Origin of the sequence: Microbacterium sp. SLBN-111, assembly GCF_049739645.1 — a bacterium.
Classification (GTDB): Bacteria; Actinomycetota; Actinomycetes; order Actinomycetales; family Microbacteriaceae; genus Microbacterium.
In genome coordinates this window covers 2,184,172-2,198,152 of record NZ_JBMGQH010000001.1, presented here as the reverse complement: position 1 = coordinate 2,198,152, position 13,981 = coordinate 2,184,172, and the positions used below count along the sequence as shown (strand labels likewise).

Here is a 13,981-nt window from a genome sequence, read left to right as displayed (position 1 = left end):
TTACTTGATGGCTCCCGTGCCGAGCCCGGTGCGCCAGTACCTCTGGAGCAGCAGAAACGTCACGATGAGCGGGACGATGGAGATGAGGGACCCGACCAGCACGTACGTGCGCAGCTCGGGGAACTGGTTGATGGTGGAGTTCCACGCGTAGAGCCCGTACGTGACGGGGAACAGCTCTTCGCTGCGCAGCATGATCAGCGGCAGGAAGAAGTTGTTCCAGATCGAGACGAACTGGAACAGGAACACCGTCACCAGCGCCGGGAACATCAGGCGGATCGACACCGTGAAGAACGTCCGCACCTCCCCCGCCCCGTCGAGGCGGCTGGCCTCCAGGAGTTCGTCGGGAACGGATGCCTCGGCGAACACGCGCGTGAGGTAGACGCCGAACGGGCTCACGATGCTCGGGAGCAGCACGGCCCAGTAGGTGTCGGTGAGCTGCACCTGGCTGAACAGCAGGAACAGCGGCAGCGCGAGGGCCGTCGCGGGCACGAGGACCCCGCCGAGCACGGTGTTGAAGATGGCCTCGCGGCCCGGGAAGCGGTACTTCGCCAGCGCGTAGCCGCACATCGCGGCGATGACCGTCGCGATCACGCCGCCGACACCGGCGTACAGGACGCTGTTGCCCAGCCACTTCAGGTACACGCCGTCTCGGTAGGCGAACAGCTGCGCGACGTTGTCGAAGAACCGGAAGTCGGCGAACCACAGCGCGTTGGTGCTGAACAGCTGTCCGCGGTCCTTCGTGGATGCCACGACGAGCCACCACAGCGGGATGAGGAAGTACAGCGTGAAGATGCCCATCACGACCATCGCTGTCGTGCGCGACAGGAGGCTCTCGCGGGGGCCTGTGGCGGCCGGTCGCGGCCGGTCAGTGCGGCGCCCGGCGCGGCGCCCGGTGGTGAGCGTGCGGGTGTCGGTGGGGGTGGGGGCGAGCGCGCTCATGACTGGGCTCCACGACGGCTGAGACGGAGGAAGGTGAACGAGAGCACGAACGTCGCCAGTGCGAGGACGACGGAGAAGGCCGCCGCGAGCGAGACGTTCGGGATCGAGCTGGTCGCGTAGATCGTCATGTTGGGGGTGAAGGTGCTCGTCACCGCTGAGCTGAACGACCGGAAGGTCTGCGGCTCGGCGAGGAGTTGCAGGGTCCCGATGATCGACAGCACGCCGGTGAGCACGAGCGCCGGCCGCACCAGCGGGATCTTGATCGACCAGGCGATACGGACGTGGCCGGCACCGTCGATGCGGGCCGCCTCGTAGATCTCCTGCGGGATCGCCAGGAGCGTCGAGTAAATGATCAGCATGTTGTAGCCGACGAACACCCACGTCACGACGTTGGCGATGGACCACAGCACGAGATCCGCGGACAGCAGATCGACGTTCGAGGTGACGGCGGGGAACGGCGAGAGGTTCGGGGAGTACAGGAAGCCCCACATGATCGCGGCGATCACGCCCGGAACGGCGTACGGCACGAAGAACGCCAGGCGGAAGAACCGCTTGCCACGCAGCAGCGGCGAGTCCAGCAGCAGGGCGAACAGCAGGGCGAGGCCGAGCATCACCGGCACCTGCACGACGCCGAAGAGCAGCACGCGGCCGACCGACGTCCAGAACGCGGTGTTCTGGAACACGAGGGCGTACTGCGCGAGGCCGCCGAAGACCTCGCGCGCCTGGCCGAACGTGCCCTCGCGCTCGACGACGAGCAGCGACTTCCAGATCGCGTAGCCGATCGGCACCAGGTAGAAGAGCACGAACAGCACGACGAAGGGGGCGATGAAGGCCGCGATGGCCCTCTTGTGGGGGATGCGTCGACGTCCCCGGGGCGTCCGCGCCACGGCGGCGGGAGCGGTCATGAGTGGTTCTCCTCTCGGACGACGCGCACGGCGCCGGAAGGGACGCGCAGTCGGTCCTCGACCGCGGTTCCCGTGATGAGCTCGGTGCCGCGCACGTCGGCAACGAGGTCGGTGTCGCCGTGATTGACGACGAAGACGTAGGAGGCGTCCGCCCCGCGGCGCCGCACGACCTCGAACGCGCCGGGGGCGTCGACCTCGACGGGCGGACGCACGCCGGCTCCCCGGGCGATCGCGCCGATCCGGTCGGCGAGGGCCGCGGGCTCGAGCTGCGTGGCGAGGTACCACGCGCTCCCCCGCCCGTGGGCGTTCCGGGTGATCGCGGGCGACCCGGCCGCGGGGCCGTCGGCGAACGTCGCCACGGTCTCGGCCGTCGTCGCGCGCAGGCGCTCGCTCCACAGGTGGGAGCGCGTGCCGTCGTCGAGCGCGATCGCGACGCCGGGCGCGACGGGCGCGAACTCTTCGACATGGATGCCGAGTGCTTCGCGCAGCGGACCGGTGTAGCCCCCCGGCCAGACGCGGTCGTTCTCGTCGACGATGCCCGAGTAGTAGGTCACGACCGCGGTGCCGCCGGCGGCGACCCAGTCGGTGAGGACGGCGGCTTCGTCGGCGCGCAGGAGGTGGAGCCCCGGGACCACGACCAGGCGGTACGCGGAGAGGTCGGCGCCCGGGCGCACGATGTCCACGGTCAGCCCCTCGGCGTGCAGCGCGGCGTAGGCCGCGTGGACCTGCGTGAGGTAGCCGACCGCCTGGCTGGGACGGCACTCGGTGTCGGTCGCCCACCACGCCTCCCACGAGAAGACGACGGCGGCGTCGGCGAGGACGCGCGAGCCCGCGACCTCGCCGAGCCGGTCCAGGATGCCGCCGAGTTCGACGACCTCTCGCCACACCGCGGAGTCGGTGCCGGCGTGCGGCAGCATCGCGGAGTGGAACTTCTCGGCGCCCTGCAGAGAGGCACGCCACTGGAAGAAGCACACGCCGTCGGCGCCGCGCGCGACATGGGTGAGCGAGTTGCGCAGCAGCTGACCGGGCTCCTTGGCGAGGTTCAGCGGCTGCCAGTTGACGGCACCGGTGGAGTGCTCCATGAGGATCCACGGCGCACCCTGCGCGAGCCCACGGCTGAGGTCCGCCGCGAACGCGAGCTCGCTCAACGGGTCGCCGAGGCGGTGGTCGAGGTAGTGGTCGTTGGCGACGACGTCCATCTCGTCGGCCCACGACCAGTAGTCCATGTTCTCGATGTGCGCGGTGACCATGAAGTTCGTCGTCACAGGGCGGTCGCTGAGACGCCGGAGCACCTCGGCCTCCGCGCGGTACTGCGCGAAGACGGCGTCCGAGCTGAAGCGGTGGAAGTCGAGCAGCTGCCCCGGGTTCCGCGCCGACAGGGCCGCCCGCGGCGGGAGGATCTCCTCCCAGTCGTAGTACGACTGGGACCAGAACGCGGTGCCCCACGCCCGGTTGAGCTCGGCGACGGAGCCGTACCGCTCGCGCAGCCAGACCCGGAACGCCGCGGCGCTCTCGTCGCAGTAGCAGAGGGCGTTGTGGCATCCGAGTTCGTTCGAGACGTGCCAGAGCGCCACGGCGGGGTGCGACCCGTACCGCGCGGCGACTGCCTCGACGAGACGGAGGGATGCCGTCCGGAAGATCGGCGAACTCGGGCACCACGCCTGGCGGCCACCGGGATAGCGGCGCGTTCCGTCCTCCGCCATGGGCAGCACCTCGGGGTGCGCGCGGCTGAGCCACGCGGGCGCGGAGGCGGTTCCGGTCCCGAGATTGACCCGGATACCGGCGGCGTGCAGCCGCTCGAGGATGTCGTCCAGGGCCGCGAAGTCGAACGAGTCCGGCCCCGGCTGCAGGTGCGACCATCCGAAGATGTTGATCGCGACGAGGTCGACCCCGGCCTCGCGCATCAGGCGGATGTCCTCGTCCCACACCTCGGGCGCCCACTGCTCGGGGTTGTAGTCGCACCCGAAGGCGATGCCCTCGTGGGTGAAGGGGGTCCGGCCGGTCATCCTGCTCCTCGTTCTGTGAACGTGCACAGTCTCAAGCGGGATGCCTCTCCGTCGAGGTTCTGTGAACGTACACAGAGTGGCATCCGTCGTTTTCCGCGTCAAGTCGTCGTTATCAAACTGTGCTCGTTCACACACGGGGTCTCCCCGCCCTAGGATCGGGATCGTGGATACGGAGCGTCGGCGTCGCGCCACGGTGAAGGACGTCGCTCTCGAGGCGGGGGTCTCGCGGGGCACCGTCAGCCGCGTGCTGAACGGGCAGCCGTACGTGTCGGAAGACGCGCGCGCGGCGATCGAGGCCGCGATCGCGAAGGTCGGGTTCGTCCCCAACCGCGCGGCGCGCAGCCTCGTGATGCAGAGCTCCCAGGCGATCGGCCTCATCGTGCACGAACCGCACTCGCTGTTCGTCGAGGACCCCAACATCGCCTCGATCCTGCTGGGCGCCAACAGCGCTCTCTCCGAGGCGGACTACCAGCTGTCGTGCCTGATCGCCGACACTCCCCGCGACGTGGACCGGCTCGCGCGATACCTCAGCGGCGGCCTCATCGACGGCGTGATCATCGTCTCGGCGCGCGTCGGCGACCCCATCACCCGCGCGGTCGTCGAACTGGGGCTGCCCGCCGCGTTCGTCGGCAACCCGCGCGACATCGGCGACGCCGCGCACGTCGCGATCGACAACCGCGGCTCGGCGCGCGAGATCACGAAACGTCTCGTGGCGACGGGCCGCGGCCGCGTCGGCATGGTCGCCGCGGCTCTCGACCGCGACTCCGGCGCCGATCGCCTCGCCGGGTTCGTCGATGCCCTCGGCGGCGACTTCGACCCGCAGCTCGTCGAGCGGGTGCCGTTCTACTCGTTCTCCGACGGCAAGGCCGGCATGAAGCGCCTGCTCGACCGCGTCCCCGACATCGACGGCGTCTTCGCCTCGAGCGACGCCGTCGCCGCCGGAGCCATCGAGGCGCTGCGCGAAGCCGGTCGTCGCGTGCCCGACGACGTGGGCATCGTCGGCTTCGACGACAGCTCGTGGGCCCTGCGGTGCGATCCCCCGCTGTCGACCGTGCACCAACCCGCCGACGAACTCGGCAGCGCCGCCGCCCGCGCCGTCCTCGCGCAGCTCGACGGCCAGACCTTCACCGCCCCGATCCTGCTGGAGAGCCCGATCGTCTGGCGCGAGTCGGCCTGAGACGTGGAGCCAGTCAACGAGAAAAGCCCCGGTCTCCCGGGGCTTTTCTCATATGTGTCGGTGGCGAGTGAGGGATTCGAACCCCCGAATGCAATGCAGTCTGATTTACAGTCAGATCCCTTTGGCCGCTTGGGTAACTCGCCAGGGTGCGCACCCGCCCGGCTTTCGCAGTCGACCGGAGGCGCGATCACCTACCTTACCCTCCCCGAGGGGGTGCTTCCAACACGAGCCAGGATCACTCGGGGATACGCAGCAGGGCGCCCTCGCTCCGGCACGTCGCCGCGGCGACTTCCATGGCGCGGTCGAGCACGTACCCCCACTCCGCCTCGGCCACCGGCAGGCCCTCGCGCACCAGTGCAACCGACGTCGACAGCACGGCGTCGCCGCCGCCCATCGTGTCCACGATGCGGCCGGGAAGGTCGGCGATGCCCCGCGAGACGGTGAGTCCGTCGGCGTCGATCGCCGCTCCCCCGGCTCCGTAGGTCGCGAGCACGGCATCCACGCCGAGGGCCGTGAGCTTCTCCCGCAGCCCCTCGAGCGGCGCGCCGTAGAGCAGCTGCGCGTCGTCCTCGCCCACCTTCACCAGCTGCGCGTGAGCCGCGGCCTTCTCGAAGCCGCGGACGAACTCGTCACGATCGTGCAGCATCCCGGCCCGCGGGTTCGGATCGATCGCGAGCGACGCCGAGCCCACGGCATCCAGGAGCGCGTCCGTCTGCTCCGCGTCGTCGAAGGGGAAGCAGCTGACGACGACCATCGCCGCGTCGGCCAGCGCCGCCCGCTCGGCGTCGCCGTAGTGCACACGACGGTTCTGCGCGGCCTCGTTGAAGACGTACTCCGGCTCGCCGCCCGCCGAGCGGGTGCTCACGGCGCGCGACGATCCGTGCTCCGAGGGGCTCGCGAGCAGGTCGACGTCGTACTCGGCAAGGTAGGCGCGGATCTGCTCCCCGGCGGCGTCGTCGCCGACCATCGCGATCAGCGACGCGGGGACGCCGAGACGGGAGAGGCCCACGGCGACGTTCAGCGCCGCGCCTCCGACGAACTCGCGGACACCGTCGTCGTCGCGAAGCTCGTCGATCAGGGCGTCGCCGATGACGACGACCCGGCCGGTCACCGCTCGACCCCGGCCGTCTCGAGCACACGCTCCACGAACGCCTCGGTACGGCGCTTGGTGCCGTCGATCTTCATGTCCACACTCCCGCGGATCTCACTCGGCGCCAGCGGCATCGCGAGGCGCACGTTCTCGTGGCACGACAGGTCGGCGCACATGTACGTCCCGACCGTATCGCCGTGTTCCCCCGCAGCCCCGGCTTTGCGCGCCGTGAAAAGCGACACCTGGTCGCCGGGCTGCATCGTGTGGCAGAGGTTGCACATCGCCGCGCGCGCCCGGGACTGCCCGTCGGCGACCCGCAGCACGATGCCGGTGGGCTCGCCGTCGCGCTCGGTCACGAGGTAGCCGCGCCCGCGGGTGCGGGGGTCGCGCCACGCGAAGAAATCGAGGTGGTCCCAGTCGGTGAGCAGGAAGTCGTGCGGCAGCGCCACGACCCGCAACTCCTCGGGCGCGGCGTTGACGAACGCGTCGCGCACCTCGTTCTCGGTGAGTGCTCGCATGGCATCCGAGTCTACGAGCGACCGCCACCCGCTGGGCCGGTCGCCTTCGGCTCGATAGAATCCCGGGATGGCCGACAGCTCATTCGACATCGTCTCCAAGATCGACCGCCAGGAAGCCGACAACGCGCTCAACCAGGCGCGGAAAGAGGTCGAGCAGCGCTACGACTTCAAGGGCGCCGACGCCTCCATCGAGTGGAGCGGCGAAGCGATCCTCATCAAAGCCAACTCGGAGGAGCGCGCGAAGGCCGTCCTCGACGTCTTCCAGACCAAGCTCATCAAGCGCGGCATCTCGCTGAAGAGCCTCGAGTCCGGCGAGCCGACGGCGAGCGGCAAGGAGTACCGCATCACCTCGACGCTCAAGGAAGGAATCTCGCAGGAGAACGCGAAGAAGATCGGCAAGATCATCCGCGACGAGGGCCCCAAGAGCGTCAAGTCGCAGATCCAGGGCGACGAGCTGCGCGTGCAGTCCAAGTCGCGCGACGACCTCCAGGAGGTGCAGCGCCTCCTCAAGGCCGCCGACCTCGACGTCGACCTGCAGTTCACGAACTACCGGTAAGAGCGAGATCCAGGGCTCCTCATGGCCGTCCGCGTCGATCTGAACATCTCCCTCGACGGCGTCGCCGCGCCCGCCGACATCTCGCCCGAGAACCCGATGGGGGCGGACTGGGGTCTGCTCGTCGCGGACTACATGGCGACGCGGACGTTCCGCGAGCGTGTGTTCGGCGACACCTCCGGCGAGGGCACCACCGGGGTCGACGACCGGTACGCCGCGGAGTACTTCGAGGGCATCGGCGCCGAAGTGATAGGAGCCGGGATGTTCGGCATCCACTCGTTCCCGGACGACCCGGACTGGCGCGGGTGGTGGGGCGACGAGCCGCCGTTCCGCGTGCCGGTCCTGGTGCTGACGCACCGCGAACGCCCGCCGATCGAGTTCGCCAACGGCACCCGCTTCGAATTCCTGCAGACCGGGATCGAGGATGCCGTGCGCCAGGCGACCGAGCTCGCCGGCGACGCCGACGTTCGTGTGGGCGGGGGCGTCTCCACGGTGCGTTCGGCCCTGGCTGCGGGCCTCGTCGACCGGCTGCACGTCGCGATTCGGCCCGTCGTCCTCGGCAGCGGCACGCGGCTGTGGGACGACCTTCGCCACCTCCACGCCGACTACACGGTCACGTCCGAGGTCGCCGAGAGCGGCGTCGTGCACGTGACCTTCGCGCGGTGAGAACGCCCGAGGGCCTCCCCACGTGCCCGACGTGCGGCGACCCCCTCCGGTTCGAGGTGCTCGACGACGAGCGCTTCCTCGTCGCGTGGTCGTGCGTGAACTGCGGGCTCATCCGCACCACCGAACCGAGCTGACGCGGCGGATCGTTCTCCCTCAGCCGCGCAGGCTGTCGTCGCGCCACTCCACCACGACGATCTCCCCGCGGGCCGCGCGCTCCTCGCGCTCGCGCAGCTCGACGCGGCGGATCTTGCCCGAGATCGTCTTGGGCAGCTCCGCGAATTCGATGCGCCGCAGTCGCTGGAAGGGCGCGAGGTTCTCGCGCGCGAAGCGCAGGATCTCGAGCGCGACCTCCTCGCCCGGCTCATGACCGGATGCCAGGACGACGTACGCCTTCGGGACCGACAGCCGCAGCGCGTCGGGCGCGGGCACGACGGCGGCCTCGACGACCGCGGGGTGCTCGATGAGCACGCTCTCAAGTTCGAACGGGCTGATCTTGTAGTCCGAGGACTTGAAGACGTCGTCGGTGCGACCGATGTAGGTGATGCTCCCGGTCTCGTCGCGCCGCGCGACGTCGCCCGTGTGGAAGAGCCCGTCGGCGAAGGCATCCGCGTTCCGCTCCGGGTCTCCGACGTAGCCCGTCATGAGGTTGAGGGGGCGGTCGGTGAGGTCGAGGCAGATCTCGCCCTCGTCGGCGAACGCGCCGGTGAGCGGATCGACGATCACCACCGGGCAGCCCGGCAGCGGGCGCCCCATCGACCCGGGGACGAGCGCCGCGCCGGGCGTGTTCGCCACGATCGCGGTCATCTCGGTCTGCCCGTACCCGTCGCGGATGTCGAGGCCCCACGCGCGCTGCACGTGCGCGATCACCTCGGGGTTGAGCGGCTCCCCGGCGGAGACGACCTCACGCAGTGCCCCGCGTCGCCCGGTCAGGTCGGCCTGGATGAGCATGCGCCATACCGTCGGCGGCGCACAGAACGTGGTGACGCCGTCACGCTCCAGCACGTCGAGCAGCCGGTCGGCCGAGAACCGCGAGTAGTTGAGCGCGAGGACCGTCGCCTCGGCGATCCACGGCGCGAAGAAGCAGCTCCAGGCGTGCTTCGCCCAGCCGGGCGAGCTGATCGCGAGGTGCACGTCGCCCGGCTCGAGCCCGAGCCAGTACATGGTGGACAGGTGCCCGACCGGGTAGGACGCGTGCGTGTGCTCGACGAGCTTCGGCTTCGACGTCGTGCCCGAGGTGAAGTACAGCAGCAGCCGGTCGTCCGCGACCGTCCCCGGGTGCGCGGCCTCCGGCGCCTCCGCGAGGAATGCGTCGTCGTACGAGACCCAGCCCGGCACGGGCTCCCCCACGACGACGCGGCCGAGATCGTCCGGCGCGGCCTCGAACTTGTCGGCATCCGCGGAATCGACGATGACGTGCCGGATCTCGGCGCGCTCGATGCGGTCGGCGAGATCGTGGGCGCCGAGCGCCGTCGTCGTGGGCGCGATGACGCCGCCGAGCTTCATGATCGCGAGCATCGCCTCCCACAGTTCGACCTGGTTGCCGAGCATGAGCAGGACCGCGTGTCCCTTCCGAACGCCCCGGGATGCCAGCCACGCGGCGACCTGATCCGAGCGCCGCGCGAGTTCGTCGAACGTGCGCTCGTGGTGCGTGCCGTCGTCGTCGACGACGATCAGCGCCGGACGATCGTTCCCCCGCGCCATCGGATCGAACCAGTCGATCGCCCAGTTGAAGGGCCCCTCGATCCGCGGCCACGCGAATTCCGCGGCGCGGTCGGGATCGGTGCGGGCGGCGAGGAGGAGGTCGCGGGCAGCACGGTACTGCTCCGTGGGGGTCGTCGAGGTCATGGGACTCCTTGTATCGCCTCCTACGCTAGCCACCCCGACCAGCGCTCGAGCGCAGCGAACGCGGCATCCCGGGCGTCCGCCCGAGACAGGAAGACGTCGTGCAGCGCCCCGTCGATGCGGACGATCGTGACCTCCCGCGCGATGCGGGTCGCCGCGCGGGCGATGTCGTCGACGACGAGCACCGAATCGGACTCGCGCATCGCGTCGCTCCACGACAGCGCCGACGCCGAGCGCGCGGACAGCAGCACGAGCGCCGGACATCCGACATCGACCCCGGATGCCACCCGAGCATGGCCCGCGACGACCGCGGCGAGCCAGCCGGGATGGGTCGGGAAGCCGCGCTCGGGCCGCCACCCGTCGGGGCTGTCGGGCAGCGTGCCGACCTCACGCTGCGCGCGCGTGTAGAAGCCGAGGTCGACGACGGGGTGCGTACCGAGCGGGTCGATGCGGGCGCGGGCGTTCAGGATCGGGGCAAGAGCCTGCCGCCCGAGCGGACCGAGCTGCAGCTCCAGCCACGGACTGTTGAGCACCACCGCGTGCGCGCGCCCGGGGTGCCGCGCCGCCCACAGCGTCAGCGTCAGCCCACCGGTGCTGTGACCGAGGAGCACGAGGCGTCGGCCGTGCGCCTCGGTGCCCATGGCATCCAGGGCCGCCTCGATGTCGGCGTCGTACACGTCGAGCGCGGCGACGTACCCGGGCGTCTGCCCGGGCCGGAGACTGCGGCCGTACTTGCGCAGGTCCAGCGCGTGAAAACGCGCGCCCCGGTCGGTGAAGAACCGCGCGAGCGCGGTCTGGAAGAAGTAGTCCGACCATCCGTGCACGTACAGCACGTCGACCTCGCGCCACGGCCCGAACAGGCGCGCGCCCGGGTGCGGCATCGCGCGGACGAGCGTCGCGACGACCTCGCCCTCGTCATCGGCGCCGAGCGCCAGCGTGCGCTGCTCGAACCCCGGGCCGAGGATGTCCGGATGCCACTCCCCCACGTCGCCCATGGGCACAGCCTACGGGCGAGGGTCTACCTCTGTTATTCGCCGCGGGAGACGCGGATCATCTCGTCGCGCGGGACGACCTTGATGCGCGCGCGCTCGTGCGGGGCGCCGAGGGCGATCTCGTGCTCGTCGAGTCGGTGCCAGCCCTCGAGGTCGGTCCAGCGCACGCCGCGCTCGGCCAGGAGGGCGGGGATCGCCTCCTCCTCGGGGTGCGCGGGACGCCACCACTCGGCCTGGTCGTTGATGACGTGGCGCACCGTCTCCATGGCATCCGACTTGGTGTGTCCGATGAGGCCGACGGGTCCGCGCTTGATCCACCCGGTGGCGTAGAGGCCAGGGATCCGCTCGTTCGAATCGGATGCCAGCACCTGGCCCTCGTGGTTCGGGATGACGCCGTGACGCTCGTCGAACGGCACGTCGGTCAGCGGCGAGCCGAAGTACCCGACAGCGCGGTAGATCGCCTGGATCGGGACCTCGCGGATCTCGCCGGTGCCCGAGACGCCGCCCTCGGCGTCGGGCTTCGTGCGCTCGTACTTCAGCGCGGCGACGCGGCCCTCGGCATCCGTCACGACCTCCAGGGGCTTCGCCCAGAAGTGCAGGTGCAGGCGGCGAGAGGCCTCGCCCCCGGCGTTGTTGGCGCCGGGACGCGTGCGCCACTCCTGCAGGACGCGGTCGATGACCTTGACCTGCTTGTTGGTCTGGATGGCGGTGAGGGAGGCCTCGTCGTAGTCGAAGTCCTCGTCGTAGACGACCATGTCGACATCGCGCAGTTCACCGAGTTCGCGCAGCTCGAGCGGCGTGAACTTCACCTGTGCGGGACCGCGGCGGCCGAACACGTGCACATCGGTGACGGGCGAGGCCTTGAGCCCCTGATACACGTTGTCGGGCACCTCGGTGGGGAGCAGGTCGTCGGCGTGCTTGGCGAGCATGCGCGTGATGTCGAGCGCGACGTTGCCGTTGCCGATCACGGCGACCGACTCGGCCTCGAGCGGCCACTCGCGCGGCACGTCGGGGTGACCGTCGAACCAGCTGACGAAGTCGGCCGCGCCGTACGAGCCGTGCGCGTCGATGCCGGGGATGTCGAGATCGGCGTCCCGGATCGCGCCGGTGGCGAAGATGACGGCGTTGTAGTGCTGCTTCAGGTCGTCGAGCGTGATGTCGGTGCCGAAGTTCACATTGCCGAAGATCCGGATGTCACCGCGGTCGAGCACCTCGCGCAGCGCCGTAATGACGCCCTTAATGCGCGGGTGGTCGGGGGCGACGCCGTAGCGGACGAGACCGTAGGGGGCGGGGAGCTGCTCGAACAGGTCGATCGACACGTCGAACTGGCGCTCGGCCTTCAGCAGGATGTCGGCGGCGTAGATGCCGGCGGGGCCGGCTCCGACGATGGCAAGGCGCAGCTTCGTCATGGGGGTCCTCTCGATCGCGATCGGGGGGTGGGGAAAGGTCAGGCGGAGCGGTCGGCCACCGCGCGGGCGAACCGCGTCAGCGCCTCGCGGACGGCTCCGTCCGGCAGCGGCTCGAGCGCGTCGATCGCGTCCTGCGACCACCGGTGGGCGAGGTCGAGCGTCTCGCGCGTCGTCTCGTGCTCGCGGAGCTCGGTGAGGGCGTCGTCGAGGATCGCCGGGTCGGCGCCCGCGGCGATCAGGTCCTGCCCCTCGTCGATGCGCGCCCGGAGGTCGGCCGAGGCCTGGTCGGAGCGGTGGCCGAGCAGCAGGTAGGGCATGGTCGGCACGCCCGCGCGCAGGTCGGTGCCGGGCACCTTGCCGGTCTCGGACGGGTCGGGGGAGAGGTCGATGACGTCGTCGAGCAGTTGGAACGCGACGCCCGCCTTCTCACCGAAGACGACCATCGGGGCCTCGAACTCCTCGGGGGCGCCCGAGTAGATCACGCCCGACTGCGCGGCGGCGGCGATGAGCGAACCGGTCTTGTCGGCGAGGACGCGCAGGTAGAACTCGACCGGCTCGTCGCCCTCCTGCGGGCCGACGGTCTCGTGCATCTGACCGAGGACGAGCCGCTCGAACGTGTCGGCCTGCAGCTGGATCGCGCGCTCACCGCGCCGGGCCATGAGCTGGCTCGCGCGGGAGAAGAGCAGGTCGCCGGTGAGGATGGCGATGTTGTTGCCCCACACCGTCTGCGCGCTGGGCACGCCGCGACGCTTGTCGGCACCGTCCATGACGTCGTCGTGATACAGCGAACCGAGGTGCGTCAGCTCGAGGGCCGTGGCCACCTCGACGACCTCGGGCGTCGTGCCCTGTCCGAGCTGCGCCGTGAGGATCGCGAGCATCGGGCGCACGCGCTTGCCGCCCGCCTCGTACAGGTAGCGGGCGGTGACGTCGGCGAGCCGGTCGGCGCTGCGCACCTCGCGCTCCAGCGTGCTCTCGACACGGTCGAGGCCGGCCTCGACGGTGGAGAGCAGGGTGCGCGCACGGAGTCCTGCGAAGATGCGGTCACTCAGGCCCAGCTTGCCCGACAGGCGGGTGCCGGCCGCGGGCGGTCTCGGGGTCACGGGTTTCAGCCTATCCTGGCGCGGTCCGGCGTCGCCGTCGGTATCTCGACGGTTGACAGGACGCGCCCTCTCGGAACTACGCGCCCGGGTTGATTCCGCGGTGGAGGGCCACGATGCCGAACGTGAGGTTGCGGTAGGCGACGTCCACCCAGCCCGCGTCGCGCATCCACGCAGCGAGCGTCGGCTGGTTCGGCCAGTCGCGGATCGACTCGTTCAGGTAGTCGTAGGCTTCGGCGTTCGAGCTCATCGCCTTCGCCACCGTCGGCAGCACGCGGTCGTTGTAGAAGCGGTAGAGGCCGTTGAAGGCCCGGGACGGCGGATGCGAGAACTCGCACACCACGATGCGACCCCCGGGCTTCGTGACCCGACGCAGTTCCCGCAGCGCACGACGAGGGTCGTTGACGTTGCGCAGCCCGAAAGACATGGTCACCGCGTCGAACTCACCGTCCTGGAACGGGAGGTCGGTGGCATCCGCCTGCACGAACTCGAGGTTCGGGACGTTCCCGTGTCGACGGCGTCCCTCGGCGATCATTCCGGGCGAGAAGTCCGCAGCGACGATGTGGGCACCGCTCGGCACGAAGGCCATCGACGAGGTGCCGGTGCCCGCTGCCAGGTCGAGGATGCGCTCACCCCGCTTCGGCGCGACGGCCTTCAGGGTCGCGACGCGCCAGAATCGGTCGTTACCGAGGCTCAGCACCGCGTTGGTGCGGTCGTAGGCCGCGGCCACCTGGTCGAACATGCCGCTGACGCGCTGGGGGTCCTTGCCGAGGTCGGCGCGGTTGGG

General features: G+C 70.3%; 14 protein-coding genes and 1 tRNA gene. 4 read left to right on the top strand and 11 right to left on the bottom strand.

The genetic code is table 11. From position 1 onward, the window contains the following. The 3 genes from RKD05_RS10150 to RKD05_RS10140 are packed head-to-tail and all read right to left on the bottom strand — an operon-like array spanning nucleotide 1 to nucleotide 3,850. Entirely contained in the window at nucleotides 1-939 is a 939-nt protein-coding gene (locus tag RKD05_RS10150; RefSeq protein WP_424709801.1) for a carbohydrate ABC transporter permease, read from the bottom strand. Further along, nucleotides 936-1,844, bottom strand: coding sequence for a carbohydrate ABC transporter permease (locus RKD05_RS10145; protein ID WP_424709800.1), 909 nt, complete (start codon nucleotides 1,842-1,844; stop codon nucleotides 936-938). Before RKD05_RS10145 ends, RKD05_RS10150 begins: the two co-directional genes overlap by 4 nt. After that, nucleotides 1,841-3,850 (bottom strand): beta-galactosidase, encoded by a 2,010-nt coding sequence (locus RKD05_RS10140; RefSeq protein WP_424709799.1) that lies wholly within the window; start codon nucleotides 3,848-3,850, stop codon nucleotides 1,841-1,843. Before RKD05_RS10140 ends, RKD05_RS10145 begins: the two co-directional genes overlap by 4 nt. Nucleotides 3,851-4,013: 163 nt before the next feature. Between RKD05_RS10140 and RKD05_RS10135 the strand changes: the two genes are divergently transcribed. Beyond that, nucleotides 4,014-5,027, top strand: coding sequence for a LacI family DNA-binding transcriptional regulator (locus RKD05_RS10135; RefSeq protein WP_424709798.1), 1,014 nt, complete (start codon nucleotides 4,014-4,016; stop codon nucleotides 5,025-5,027). A 61-nt stretch (nucleotides 5,028-5,088) separates the two neighbouring features. Here the strand turns inward: RKD05_RS10135 and RKD05_RS10130 are convergent. The 3 genes from RKD05_RS10130 to RKD05_RS10120 all read right to left on the bottom strand — a co-directional run bounded on the left by RKD05_RS10130 (nucleotide 5,089) and on the right by RKD05_RS10120 (nucleotide 6,635). Beyond that, a tRNA-Tyr gene (locus RKD05_RS10130) sits at nucleotides 5,089-5,170 on the bottom strand. Nucleotides 5,171-5,262: 92 nt separating this feature from the next. Then, nucleotides 5,263-6,138, bottom strand: coding sequence for a PfkB family carbohydrate kinase (locus tag RKD05_RS10125; protein ID WP_424709796.1), 876 nt, complete (start codon nucleotides 6,136-6,138; stop codon nucleotides 5,263-5,265). Then, on the bottom strand, nucleotides 6,135-6,635 hold the full coding sequence (locus RKD05_RS10120; RefSeq protein WP_424709795.1) for an FBP domain-containing protein: 501 nt from the start codon (nucleotides 6,633-6,635) through the stop codon (nucleotides 6,135-6,137). The genes RKD05_RS10125 and RKD05_RS10120 overlap by 4 nt, the downstream gene beginning before the upstream one ends. A 67-nt stretch (nucleotides 6,636-6,702) precedes the next feature. Between RKD05_RS10120 and RKD05_RS10115 the strand changes: the two genes are divergently transcribed. The 3 genes from RKD05_RS10115 to RKD05_RS10105 are packed head-to-tail and all read left to right on the top strand — an operon-like array spanning nucleotide 6,703 to nucleotide 7,988. Continuing rightward, nucleotides 6,703-7,191 (top strand): YajQ family cyclic di-GMP-binding protein, encoded by a 489-nt coding sequence (locus RKD05_RS10115; protein ID WP_063256091.1) that lies wholly within the window; start codon nucleotides 6,703-6,705, stop codon nucleotides 7,189-7,191. A 21-nt stretch (nucleotides 7,192-7,212) separates the two neighbouring features. Then, nucleotides 7,213-7,854: a dihydrofolate reductase family protein gene (locus RKD05_RS10110; RefSeq protein ID WP_424709793.1), complete on the top strand. Its 642-nt coding sequence runs from the start codon at nucleotides 7,213-7,215 to the stop codon at nucleotides 7,852-7,854. Then, nucleotides 7,851-7,988: a hypothetical protein gene (locus RKD05_RS10105; protein ID WP_424709791.1), complete on the top strand. Its 138-nt coding sequence runs from the start codon at nucleotides 7,851-7,853 to the stop codon at nucleotides 7,986-7,988. Before RKD05_RS10110 ends, RKD05_RS10105 begins: the two co-directional genes overlap by 4 nt. Nucleotides 7,989-8,007: 19 nt before the next feature. Here RKD05_RS10105 and RKD05_RS10100 read toward each other — a convergent pair whose 3' ends face one another. The 5 genes from RKD05_RS10100 to RKD05_RS10080 all read right to left on the bottom strand — a co-directional run bounded on the left by RKD05_RS10100 (nucleotide 8,008) and on the right by RKD05_RS10080 (nucleotide 13,936). Further along, nucleotides 8,008-9,699: an AMP-binding protein gene (locus RKD05_RS10100; RefSeq protein ID WP_424709789.1), complete on the bottom strand. Its 1,692-nt coding sequence runs from the start codon at nucleotides 9,697-9,699 to the stop codon at nucleotides 8,008-8,010. Between the two features lie 20 nt (nucleotides 9,700-9,719). After that, nucleotides 9,720-10,691 carry an alpha/beta hydrolase gene (locus tag RKD05_RS10095; RefSeq protein WP_424709787.1) on the bottom strand — a complete coding sequence of 324 codons (972 nt, stop codon included), beginning with the start codon at nucleotides 10,689-10,691 and terminating at the stop codon, nucleotides 9,720-9,722. Between the two features lie 32 nt (nucleotides 10,692-10,723). Continuing rightward, nucleotides 10,724-12,097: an FAD-dependent oxidoreductase gene (locus RKD05_RS10090; protein ID WP_424709785.1), complete on the bottom strand. Its 1,374-nt coding sequence runs from the start codon at nucleotides 12,095-12,097 to the stop codon at nucleotides 10,724-10,726. Between the two features lie 38 nt (nucleotides 12,098-12,135). Next, a complete protein-coding gene (locus tag RKD05_RS10085) occupies nucleotides 12,136-13,197 on the bottom strand; it encodes a polyprenyl synthetase family protein (RefSeq protein WP_424709784.1) in 1,062 nt (353 codons plus the stop codon). 76 nt (nucleotides 13,198-13,273) lie between these two features. Continuing rightward, complete coding sequence (locus tag RKD05_RS10080) at nucleotides 13,274-13,936, bottom strand: class I SAM-dependent methyltransferase (RefSeq protein ID WP_424711812.1); 663 nt, start codon at nucleotides 13,934-13,936, stop codon at nucleotides 13,274-13,276. Nucleotides 13,937-13,981 lie beyond the last annotated feature (45 nt).